The 11,290-nt window shown below is 73.6% G+C and carries 9 protein-coding genes; 3 read left to right on the top strand and 6 right to left on the bottom strand.

Annotation, left to right across the window (positions count from 1 at the left end):
- Positions 1 to 43: 43 nt before the first annotated feature.
- Positions 44 to 1,657 carry an alpha/beta hydrolase gene (locus ACFQ6N_RS18140; protein ID WP_380650086.1) on the bottom strand — a complete coding sequence of 538 codons (1,614 nt, stop codon included), beginning with the start codon at positions 1,655 to 1,657 and terminating at the stop codon, positions 44 to 46.
- Between the two features lie 135 nt (positions 1,658 to 1,792).
- Between ACFQ6N_RS18140 and ACFQ6N_RS18135 the strand changes: the two genes are divergently transcribed.
- The 3 genes from ACFQ6N_RS18135 to ACFQ6N_RS18125 all read left to right on the top strand — a co-directional run bounded on the left by ACFQ6N_RS18135 (position 1,793) and on the right by ACFQ6N_RS18125 (position 5,984).
- Positions 1,793 to 3,142 (top strand): MFS transporter, encoded by a 1,350-nt coding sequence (locus tag ACFQ6N_RS18135; RefSeq protein ID WP_380650085.1) that lies wholly within the window; start codon positions 1,793 to 1,795, stop codon positions 3,140 to 3,142.
- A 233-nt stretch (positions 3,143 to 3,375) separates the two neighbouring features.
- On the top strand, positions 3,376 to 4,197 hold the full coding sequence (locus ACFQ6N_RS18130; RefSeq protein ID WP_380650088.1) for an SAM-dependent methyltransferase: 822 nt from the start codon (positions 3,376 to 3,378) through the stop codon (positions 4,195 to 4,197).
- 158 nt (positions 4,198 to 4,355) lie between these two features.
- Positions 4,356 to 5,984, top strand: coding sequence for a purple acid phosphatase family protein (locus ACFQ6N_RS18125; RefSeq protein WP_380650084.1), 1,629 nt, complete (start codon positions 4,356 to 4,358; stop codon positions 5,982 to 5,984).
- 109 nt (positions 5,985 to 6,093) lie between these two features.
- On the opposite strand, the gene ACFQ6N_RS18120 is transcribed toward ACFQ6N_RS18125, so the two are convergent.
- The 5 genes from ACFQ6N_RS18120 to ACFQ6N_RS18100 all read right to left on the bottom strand — a co-directional run bounded on the left by ACFQ6N_RS18120 (position 6,094) and on the right by ACFQ6N_RS18100 (position 10,847).
- Positions 6,094 to 7,734: a cytochrome P450 gene (locus ACFQ6N_RS18120; protein WP_380650083.1), complete on the bottom strand. Its 1,641-nt coding sequence runs from the start codon at positions 7,732 to 7,734 to the stop codon at positions 6,094 to 6,096.
- An 11-nt stretch (positions 7,735 to 7,745) separates the two neighbouring features.
- Positions 7,746 to 8,369, bottom strand: a complete 624-nt coding sequence (locus ACFQ6N_RS18115) for an ATP/GTP-binding protein (RefSeq protein WP_380650082.1) — start codon at positions 8,367 to 8,369, stop codon at positions 7,746 to 7,748.
- Positions 8,350 to 8,709 carry a DUF742 domain-containing protein gene (locus ACFQ6N_RS18110; RefSeq protein ID WP_380650081.1) on the bottom strand — a complete coding sequence of 120 codons (360 nt, stop codon included), beginning with the start codon at positions 8,707 to 8,709 and terminating at the stop codon, positions 8,350 to 8,352. Before ACFQ6N_RS18110 ends, ACFQ6N_RS18115 begins: the two co-directional genes overlap by 20 nt.
- 63 nt (positions 8,710 to 8,772) lie before the next feature.
- Entirely contained in the window at positions 8,773 to 9,159 is a 387-nt protein-coding gene (locus ACFQ6N_RS18105) for a roadblock/LC7 domain-containing protein (protein WP_380650080.1), read from the bottom strand.
- A gap of 17 nt (positions 9,160 to 9,176) precedes the next feature.
- The gene (locus tag ACFQ6N_RS18100; protein WP_380650079.1) at positions 9,177 to 10,847 is read right to left on the bottom strand and encodes an ATP-binding protein; all 1,671 of its coding nucleotides are present in this window, start codon (positions 10,845 to 10,847) and stop codon (positions 9,177 to 9,179) included.
- Between the last annotated feature and the right edge of the window lie 443 nt (positions 10,848 to 11,290).

Raw genomic sequence — 11,290 nt, 5'->3', positions numbered from 1 at the left:
GCGATGAACCGGGGCGCACGGGAGCGCCGTCGTCGTCCCGGGGTCAGTCCGTCGCGCAGCGGATCCCGGCGGCCGGCACGGTGCCCTCCAGGAGGAAGGCGTCGACCGAGGAGCGGATGCAGCTGCTCGCGCCGTACCCGGTGTGCCCCTCGCCCTCACGGGTGAGCAGCACGGCGTTGCCGAGTTCGGCGGCGAGCTTCTCGGCCCACGCGTACGGGGTGGCCGGGTCGCCGGTGGTGCCGACGACCACGATGGGCGCGGTGGCGGTGGACTTGATGACGTGCGGCTTCTCGGTGGCGGCGAACGGCCAGATCCGGCAGTCCGGGTCGAACAGCGCCGCGAGCGGGTCGTGCTTGCTGACCAGCGGGGCCTTGGCGGCGAGGTCGGTGAGCGAGGCCTGGAGCTGATCGCCGGCCGGGGCGTCGGTGGCGCCGTCGGCGCAGTGGATGGCGGTGTAGGCGTCCGCCGAGGGCGAGTAGTGCCCGTCCTTGGCGCGGCCGTTGTAGCCGTCGGCCATGGCCAGCAGGTCGTCGCCCTTGTCCCTCACCATGGCCCAGCCGAGGGCGTTGCGCAGGCCGCTCCAGGCCTTCTCGCCGCCGTAGAGCCGGCTGATCACGCCGGTCCAGGCCGTGGTGGAGGTGAGGGTGCGGCCCTTCGAGGTCTTCAGCGGCTTGTCCTTGAGGCCGTCGAGGAAGTCGGCGAGCTTCTGCGGGGCGCGGGCGGCGTCGGTGCCGAGCGGGCACGGGTTCTTGGTGACGCAGTCGGCGGCGAAGGCCTTCAGCGCGCGCTCGAAGCCGGCCTGCTGCTCGACGTTGTGCTGGACCAGGGAGAAGGAGGGCGAGGTGGCGCCGTCCAGGACGAGCCGGCCGACCCGGTCCGGGAACTCCTCGGCGTAGAGCGAGCCGAGGTAGGTGCCGTAGGACATGCCGAGGTAGCTGAGCTTCTGGTCGCCGAGGGCGCCGCGCAGCACGTCCATGTCGCGGGCGGTGTTGCGGGTGCCGACGAACGGGAGCACCTGGGCGTACTTGGCCTGGCAGGCGTCGGCGAGCTGCTTGCCGTGGTCGGCGCCGGGGGTGTCGGTGTTGAGCCAGCCGTCCCGGGCCTGGTCGTCGAGGCACTGGAGCGGGCTGGTGCCGGCCGTGCCGCGCGGGTCGAAGCCGACGATGTCGTAGCGGTCGTGCAGCGGGCCGTCGAAGCGCTTCGGGTCGAAGGTGACCATCCCGACGCCGGTGCCGCCCGGGCCGCCCGGGTTGAGCAGCAGGGAGCCGATCCGCTGGTCGGTCCTGGTGGCGGGGTTGCGCACCACGGCGACGTCCAGGGTGGCGCCGGCCGGGGCGGTGTAGTCGAGCGGGACCTTGAGCGAGGCGCACTGGAGGGCCGAGGTGTCGGCGTCGTTCTGCGGGTCCTTCGGGCAGGCGCCCCAGGCGAGTTGCTGGCCGTAGAAGGGCTTGAGCGCCGGGTCGGCGGCGCCGGTCGGCTTGGCCGTCGGCGTCGGGGTCGGGGTGGCGCTGGGTATCGCGGCGTCGGCGGCGGTCGTGGGCGAGGCCTTGGCGCCGCCGCCCCCGCCGGTGCAGCCGGCCAGCAGGGCGACGGCGGCGAACGCGGCGAGGGTGGCGGGCAGGGCACGCCGTGAGGTTCGTGTAGTGATCGAATGCACCGCACACAACTATCACCAGGCACCCACGCCGGTCACATGGGTATACCGGAACCGCCCCGAATCCCGTGCGATGCCCGCCGGTCGGCTCCGGTTTGCCCGATTCCGCCCCACCTCGAACGGTGTCATGCTGGGGCCATGACAGAAAGCAGTGCGGTCGCCCCGCCCCGCGACGAGGCGCACACCGGCGGCAGGCGACGGGAGTTGGCCGCGGCGACGGTCGGCTCGGTGGTCGAGTCCTTCGACTGGAACATCTACGCCGTGCTCGCGCCCTACTTCGCGGCCGACCTCTTCGGCCACGGCAAGCACGGCTTCGGCGGCGTGCTCGGGGCGTACGTGACCTTCGCGGTGGGCTTCGTGGCCCGGCCGGTCGGCTCGTACCTGATCGGACGTCTCAGCGACACCCGGGGACGGCGCTTCGCGCTGAGCCTCGGCATGGCGGTGATCGCCGTCGCGAGCCTGGGCATCGCCGCCGTCCCGGGGGAGCGCACGATCGGGGCCTGGGCGGCGGTCCTGGCCGTCCTCGCCCGGGTGGTGCAGGGGCTCGCCTTCGGCGGGGAGGCCCCGAGCGTGGCCGCGTACGTGACCGAGACGGCCCCGCCCCGGCACCGCTTCGCCTTCAGCTCGGTCTCCTACGGCGGGATCATCCTCGGCTCGCTGCTCTCCTTCGGGGTGCTCACCCTGCTGATCCACACCATCGGCAAGTCCGGCCTGGAGAACGGCGGTTGGCGCTGGGGCTTCGTGGTCGCCGCGCTGCTCGGGCTGGCCGCCGTCTGGGTGCGCCGGTCGGCGCCGGAGAGCGCGGAGTTCCACCGCGCCCGGGCCCGGGCCGCCGCCGGGCGCCCGCCGTTCCTGCGGATGCTGCGCGAGCACCGGTGGGCGGTGCTCACCGTCTTCCTCAACACCCTCGGCGGCACGGTCGGTTACTACTTCGCGCTGGTCTACCTGCCGCAGTACGCCGCCGCCTACCACGTCATCGACAAGGAGCAGGCGGCCTCGTTCATGACCGTGGTGCTCGGCGTGGTGCTGGTCACCATGCTGCTCACCGGCGCCGCCGCCGACCGCTTCGGCCTGCTGCCGGTCGCCCGGATCGGGTTCGGCCTGCCGATCCCGCTGGTCGGGGTGCTGCTCGTCGGGCTGCGCCAGGGCTGGCTGCCGTTCCAGGTCGTCGCCGTGGTGCTGGGGATGCTGGTCGCGACGGTGCTCGGCACGCTCAACGTCTTCACCGGGCTGCTGTTCCCGACCGAGGTGCGGGCGGTGGGCCTCGGCGTGGTCAACGCGGCCACCATCGCCGCGTTCGGCGGCACCTTCCCGCTGCTCGCCGAGTGGCTGGGCGACCGGCACTGGCTCGGGGTCATCCCGGTGTACGTCACCGTCTGCACGGCGGGCCCGGCGCTCGCCCTGCTGACGGCCGTGAAGGTGCCCTCCTTCGCCGCGGCCGTCCGGAACACCGGCACCGTGACCCGGAGTTCACCGGCATCCACCTGACGGACGATCATCGGCTGTGGTTGAGTGGTCTGGACATCCGCCGATCGGGGAGGGCGAGCGTGGACGTCGACACGCCGGGCAGCAGCGCGTCGGACAGCAGTGAGCGGGAGGGCGGTGCCGGGGCGAACGGTGCCGGGGGAAGTGGTGCCGGGGGAACCGGCGGCTGGGACGGCGGTGTCTGGGACGACGGTGCCTGGGAGGGCGCGGCGGCCGGCCGAGCCTCGGAGAGCTGGCTGACCGAAGCCGGCTTCGAGGCGCCGCCGCAGGTCGACCTGCGCACCGACCAGGCGCACTCCGCCCGGGTCTACGACTACCTGCTCGGCGGCAAGACGAACTTCCCGGCGGACCGCGAGGTCGGCGACCGGGTCATCGCCGACCTGCCCGGTGCGCGCGAAGGCGCCGCCGCCGCCCGCGCGGTGATGCACCGGATGGTCCGCCGGCTCGCGGAGGTGCACGGCGTCCGCCAGTTCCTGGACGTCGGCACCGGCATCCCCACCGCGCCCAACCTGCACGAGATCGTCCAGTCGGTCGACCCGTCGTCCCGGGTGGTGTACGTGGACAACGACCCGATCGTGCTGGCCCACTCGCGCGCGCTGCTCACCAGCACCCCCGAGGGCCGCACCGCCTACGTCCAGGGCGACCTGCGCGAGCCGGAGCGGTTCCTGGCGGACCCGGCGGTGGCCGCCACCCTGGACCTGAACGAGCCGGTCGCGCTGACGCTGATCAACATCGTGCACTTCCTCTCCGACGAGGCGGCGCACCCGCCCGTCCGCAAGCTCCTGGACGCCCTGCCCGTCGGCAGCTTCCTGGCGCTGACCGCCGGCACCGCCGACACCGCGCCCGACCGGGTCTCGATCGGTGCCCGCCGGTACGCGGAGGCCGGGATCGAGGTCCACGTGCGCTCGCACGAGGGCGTCGAGCGCTTCTTCGCCGGGCTGGAACTGGACGACCCGGGAGTGGTGCTGATCAACCATTGGCACCCGGAGCCGGGCGGGGCCGCGTCCCCGGCCGACGAGCTGGTCTCGGTGTACGGGGGAGTGGGCCGCAAGGTGTAGGGGTGGAGGGGGCCGCTCCGGCCGGGGTCCCCGCACCGCCGATATTGCGTCAATCCGACGTACGTCAGCCAGGGAGTCAGCCAAAACGATCGTCTTTACGTGTACATGTCATTAAAGTGACTGCCCGTCGAACCCCCCACTCGACAGGCGGAGACCTCATGACCATCGCACGCAGGACCATCCTCAAGGGCACCTCGGCGGCCGGAGCCGCCCTGGTGGCGACAGGCGCCGCGGCCACCACGCCCGCGGCCGCCCAGCCGGCCGACGACGCTCCCACCAGCCCGCTTCTGCAGTCCACCCCGCACCGCACCGGAACGGCCGGAGTGACCGGCCTGCACCTCCAGTTCGGCACCGACGCCGGCACGGAGATGACCGTCTCCTGGATCACCCCGCAGTCCGTCCGCCGCCCGCAGGTGCGCTACGGCTCGCCGGACGGCGGCCTCGGCCGGGTCGTCCAGGCCGAGACCCGCACCTACCGGGACTCCCTCGACAAGGTGGAGGTGTACGTCCACCACGCGCACCTCACCGGCCTGCGCCCGGGCACCCCCTACCTCTACAGCGCGGGCCACGACGGCGCGACCCCCGAGACGGGCACCTTCACCACCGCCCCGCGCGGCCGTGCCCCGTTCACCTTCACCAGCTTCGGCGACCAGGCCGCGCCCAACCTCCGCCGCCTGGTCACCTTCCCGGACGGCATGCCCTCGCCGCTCGGCAAGTACCCGGTGTTCATGAGCAGCCAGGTCGGCACCTCGGCCTCCGCCGACATCGTCGCCGCCGTCGAACGCGTCGGCCCGCTGTTCAACCTCATCAACGGCGACCTCTGCTACTCCTCCTACGCCGGCCGCCACGGCCAGAGCCGCACCGCGACCTGGGCCGACTGGTTCATCAACAACAGCCGCTCCACCCGGCTGCGGCCCTGGATGCCCTGCGTCGGCAACCACGAGAACGAGGGCGGCAACGGCCCGATCGGCGCACTCGGCTACCAGGCCTACTTCTCCCTCCCCGACTCCTCGGCCTCCTCCGACGAGGAGACCCAGGGCATGTGGTACGCCTTCACCGTCGGCTCGGTGCGCTTCATCAGCCTCGCCAACGACGACGTCGCCATCCAGAACTCCGGCGACCTCTACCTGCGCGGCTACTCCGGCGGGGCACAGCAGCGCTGGCTGGAGCGCGAGTTGCGCGCGGCCCGGGGCAACCGCTCGGTCGACTGGATCGTGGTGTGCATGCACCACCCGATGATCTCCAGCTCCATGCACGGCTCCGGCAGCGACCTCGGCATCCGGGAGAGCTGGGGCAGGCTGTTCGACGCCTACGGGGTCGACCTGGTGGTCTGCGGCCACGAGCACTACTACGAGCGCTCCCACCCCGTCCGCGGCACCCTGCCCAACGACACCCGCACCCCGGTGCCGACCGACACCCGCACCGACCTGGTCGACACCGGGCGGGGGACCGTCCACATGATCATCGGCGCCGGGGGCAACGCCGCCACCACCCAGGACGACCTCTTCGAACAGCCCAAGGGCCGGGTGGTCGTCGGCCTAGCGGACCCGAAGCCCGGCGCGCCCTACCGGGAGTCGATCTGGCTCACCGAGGACGCGCCGTGGGCCGCCGTCCAGGACCGCCGGCACGCCCACGGCTTCGCGGCCTTCGAGGTCGACCCCGGCGACCGGCGCGGCGGCACCACCACCATGAAGGTCACCTACTACACCTTCGACGGGCCGCACGGCGACCTCACACCGGTGGACACCTTCACCCTGTACCGGCGGCGGACCGACGGGCGGGACTGACGGGCGGGGCCGACCGGCGCGTCTGACGGGCGGGGCCGACCGGCGCGTCTGACGGGCGGGACAGGCGGGCGGGACTGACCGGCGGGGCCGACCGGCCGGCCCGGGCGGCTCAGCGGCGGAAGACGCCGGTCAGCACGTCCCACCAACTGCGCCGCTGCGCGGGGACGACGGGGGAGGCGGGGGAGGCGGGGGAGGCGGGGGCTGCCGGGGCACTCGGCGCGGCCGGGCCGAGCGGAGTCGGCGCTGGGGTCCGTTCCGGAGCCCGCTCCCCCTGCGAGGTCCGCGCGGCCTCGGCCGCCGCCACCGCCTCCAGCGCCGCCTCCGCCGACTCCTCCGCAGCCTCCGCCTCGGCGAGCGACAGCGGGTCCGGATCGATGTCCTGCGGGGTGAACTCCACCGGCAGCGCGGTCAGGTGCCGGGAGATCCAGGCCGAACTCCAGGTCAGGTCCTCCTCCGGCACCGCGAGCCGGACGTCCGGCAGCAGGGTGAGCAGGATGTCGATGCCGGCCTCGGCGACGTGCCGCCCGATGTCCTGGCCCGGGCACTCGTGCGGCCCGGCGCCGAAGGACAGGTGGGAGCGGTTGCCGTACAGCGGGGTGGCCAGGTCGGGCCGGACCACCGGGTCGACGTTCCCGGCCGCCAGCCCGAGCAGCAGCAGGTCCCCGGCCTCGATCCGCTGCCCGCCCAGCTCGGTGTCGGCCGTCGCCCAGCGGCCGGCCACCAGGGACATCGGCGGCGAGTCCCAGAGCACCTGGTCCAGCGCCTCGCCCAGGGTCATCTGGCCGCCGGACAGGTGGGCGCGGAAGCGCGGGTCGGTGAGCACCATCTTCAGCGAGTCGGCGATCAGGTTGACGGTGGTCTCGTTGGCGGCGAGCAGCACCACCCGCAGGTGCTCCATCACCTCGTCGTCGGTCAGCCCGGCCGGGTGCGCCAGCAGGCGGCTGGTCAGGTCGTCGCCGGGCGCCTCGCGCTTGATGGCGATGGTCCGGCGCAGGCCGGCCACCACGTACTCGTTGCTGGCGATCGCCGTCTCGGTGCCCTTCATCAGGTCCCGGGCGGCGTCGACCAGTTGCGGCCCGTACTCGTCGGGCATGCCGAGCAGCTTGGTCATCACCAGCATCGGCAGGTGCTCGGCGAACTGGGTGATCAGCTCGGCCCGGCCGGTCGGCCCGACGACCTGGACCAGGTCGGTGGTGAACCGCCGGACGTGACGGCGGATGCCGCGCCGGTCGAAGCGGCTCAGGCCGTCCAGCACGGCGCCGCGCAGCCGCCGGTGCTCGTCGCCGTCCGCGAACACGCAGATCGGCTGCCAGGCGATCACCGGCAGCAGCGGGGAGTCCATCGGGACCTCGCCGGTGCGGAACGCCGTCCACAGCCGCGAGTCGCGGGAGAACAGCGAGGGGGTGCGCATCGCGGTGATGTTGGCGGCGTGGCCGAGGATCAGCCAGGCGCGGTGGTCGCCGTGCAGCAGCACCGGGGCGACCTCGCCGTACTCGGCGCGCAGCTTCTCGTAGAGGCCGGCCGGGTCGGCCTCGGCGTCCGGCCCGTACAGGCGCCGCAGGCCGCCGGGGCCGATCGGGCCGGGCTGCTCCGGCGCGCGTACGGTTCCGGCGGTGCCCGACGCGGTCGGAGCGGCCGGAGCACCGGGAGCGCCCGGGGTGGCGGACGACGGGTCGCCGGGGCGGGCGTGCGCCGGGCAGCCGGGCGGCGGGACGGGGACGGCGGCGCGGTCGGGGAACGGGGTGGTCACGGGATCTCCGGTCACGGGGTTCGGGTGGTCGGGGCGGCCAGCTCGTACAGGTAGTGCATCAGCGTCATCAGGGTGTCCCGGCTGGACTCGCGGCTGCGCGCGTCGCAGCTGACGATCGGCACGTCGGGCGGCAGGTCGAGCGCGCCCCGCAGCTCGTCCACCGGGACGGCCGGGGCCTCCGCGAAGCCGTTGACGGCGACGACGAAGGGCACGCCGCGCTCCTCCAGCCGGCCGATCACCTCGAAGCTGACCTCCAGCCGGCGGGTGTCCACCAGGACCACCGCGCCCAGCGCGCCCTCGAACAGGCCGTTCCAGAGGAACCAGAAGCGCTCCTGCCCGGGGGTGCCGAAGACGTACAGGACGAGCCGTTCGCTGATGCTGATCCGGCCGAAGTCCATGGCCACGGTGGTGGAGGTCTTGAGTTCCACGCCGGTCGGGTCGTCCACGCCGACCCCGGCCTGGGTCATCGTCTCCTCGGTGGTCAGCGGGCGGATCTCGCTGACCGAGCCGACCAGCGTCGTCTTGCCGACGCCGAAGCCGCCCACGATCACCACCTTGACCGCGGTGGTGACGGTGTCCGGCAGCAGGTCCGGGTCGGCCGGACCGGGCATCGTGTCAGAGCCGCTGAAGTCCATGGATCACCGCCTCCAACAGGGCACGGTCGGGAAGTTCCGCCGCCGGGACGGCGGCGCGGGCCTCGATCAGCCCGTCGTCGAGGAGGTCAGCCAGCAGGACGGTGACCACGCTCGTGGGCAGCTCCAGGTAGGCGGACACCTCCGCCACGGACAGCGGGGAACGGCACAGCCGCAGGATGGCGGCGTGCTCGGGCTGCAGGGCGGGCGGCGGCTCCGCCCGGGAGACGATCAGGGTGACCAGGTCGAAGACCCCGGGCCCGGACGGGCCGCTGCGGCCGCGGGTGATCACGTACAGGCGGTCGGGCTCGGGGCCGTCCCAGCCGCCCTGGTCTGCCGTCATGCAACCGCCTCACTGTGCTCGTTCATGTGCCCGTCACGTCTCTGCGCCGGGCCGGGAGGCGGTTCACGCGACCACCTCGGGGTTGCGCGGCGGGGTGGACAGGTGCTCGCCGATCCGGTCCACCAGGTCGCGCATCTGGTGGCTCACCAGCCCGGCGTCCACGCCCTCCTCGGCCAGCACCGCGAGGTAGGCGCGGTCGCCGGCGGCCATCAGGTAGAAGTAGCCGCCGTCGACCTCGATCACCACCAGCCGCATCGAGCCGTCGCCGTGCGGGAACTCGTGCCCGATCGCGCCGGCCAGGCTCTGCAGCCCGGCACAGGCGGCGGCGAGGCGGTCGGCGGTGTCCGGCTCGGTGCCGTACTGCGCGATCCGCAGGCCGTCGGCGGACAGCACGATCACGTGGCGCACGTACGGGACGCTGTGTGCCAGGTCGTTGAGGATCCAGTCCATGTTGCTGCGGTGCGGAATCACTGCTCGCCCTTCCCTGCCGTCTCTTCACTGGTGTGTCCGGGGCTCGGGTGCCCGGTCCCCGGCGCACCGGTCCGGCCGGCCGGACCGGCGGACGGTCCGGGCCCGTTGCCCTTGATCCCGTCCATGAACGCCTCCAGCCACAGCCCGGGCTGCTTCGGCTCCTTGGCGGGGCGCGGGGCCTGCGCGGCCGGGCCCGCCACGGGACCGGCCGTCGGACCGGCGGGCTGCGGGGCGGAGGGCGCGGTGCGCGCGGGCGCGGCGAAGGTACGGGTCATCGAGGGGCGGCGCCGGCGCTGCGGCAGTCCGTTGGCCGTGCGCTCGGTCACGATCACCTCGTCGTCCCCGGCCGCCATGGAGGAGGCCGGCGGACCCCACGGGTTGGTCGAGCCGTAGGACGGGCCGACGCCGGCCGAGGTCGTCCGGGCCCCCCACGGCCGGGTCGGCGCCGCGTGCCGGGGCGGGTTCGGCGGGAGCGGGCGCGGCCCCGAGAAGGCGCCGATGCCGTGCGCCCGGCCGGTCGGCGGAGCGGTGGTGAGCAGTTCCTGCGGCACGACGAGCACCGCGCGCACGCCGCCGTACGCGGAGCGCCGCAGCGAGACCTGGAAGCCGTACGCCTGGCAGAGCCGGCCGACGATGGCGAAGCCCAGCCGGGGGGACTCGGTGAGGTCGTCGAAGTCCTTGGAGACCATGGCCTCGCGCATCGCCTGCTCGGCGCGGGCCCGGGCCTCGTCGGTGAGGCCGAGGCCGCCGTCCTCGATCTCGATCGCCATCCCGCTCTGCACCTCGGAGGCGCTCAGGTGCACGTGGGTGTGCGGCGGCGAGTAGCGGGTGGCGTTGTCGAGCAGCTCGGAGACGGCGTGGATCAGCGGTTCGACGGCCGGACCGGTGACCGAGATCTGCGCCACCGGGTGCAGGTCCACCCGCTGGTACTCCAGGATCCGGGACATGCCGCCGCGCAGCACGCTGTACAGGGCGATCGGCCGGGTCCACTGGCGCCCGGGCCGGGCGCCCGACAGGACGGCGATGCTGTCGGCGAGGCGGCCGGTCAGGGCGTTGCCGTGGTCCAGGCGCAGCAGGTCGTCGAAGACCGCCGGGTCGTTGCCGTGCCGGTCCTCCATCTCCCGCAGGTCCTTGGCCTGCCGGTGGATGATCGCCTGGACCCGACGGGCGATGTTGACGAAGGCGCGCTCGGCGGAGTCACGCCGGCTGACCTCGTCGTCGACGGCGACGGCGACGCCCTGCGCCAGCGCCACCAGGGACTTGCGGAACCTGGGCGAGACCGGCACGACGTCCTGCTCGATGTTCCTCACCAGGACGTCCATCGAGTACCCGTAGCGGGCCCCGGCGACCACCCGGCGCAGCTCGACCTCGGCCAGCCGCGCCAGTTCGTCCTCCTGCCCGGCCAGGCGGCGCTGCACGTCGTCCAGCTGTCGGGCGTGCCGCTCGCGCAGCTCCTTCAGCGCCCGCCCCCGGCGGGCCGACTCGGCGGCCACCACGGCCACCAGCACGGTGCCCGTCGCCCCGCACCACAGCACCCCGGCCCGGGCCCCGACGGACACCACCGCCGCGGCGGCCGCCACGGCCGCCGCCATCACGGCCGTCGGCAACAGCCAGCCGAGCAGGGGCGCAGGGCGCCGTCTGGCGTGTGACGATCCAGCTCGAAGCATTCAGCATCCTCAAACGATCGGAACAGTACGGGGACGGGCGGCGGCCGGCTCCGGAGGCATGGTGCTGCAGCATAGCCAAGTTCAGGACAATCCTGACCGAAACTCAAAAATACTGTCCCTCAACCGACTTGTGGCGACGTGCCGGACATGCCCGACATCTCGCACACCAGTCCCGCACCCGCGGGGAGGCCGCCCCGCACCAGGCTTCTCGCCCGGCCGCCGTCGCACCGCCAACCCGGCCAGGATTCGCCCATGCGAAGGGTTTCCGTGCCAAGTCCCCCCACCGCGAGCCGAGTTCGTGCTAGGCCCACGCCCGTCCGTCAACCCGCCACCCCCCGATCACCCACAGGAGGACCCCACCGCACACCTCCGGGCGAGCGTTCCCCCCACCCCGAACACCGGCTTCCACGCCGGGACCCGGGGTCTTCTCCTAGGGTCTTCGC

The organism is Kitasatospora sp. NPDC056446 (assembly GCF_042796115.1).
Classification (GTDB): domain Bacteria; phylum Actinomycetota; class Actinomycetes; order Streptomycetales; family Streptomycetaceae; genus Kitasatospora.
This window is presented reverse-complemented; position numbering and strand designations above follow the sequence as displayed.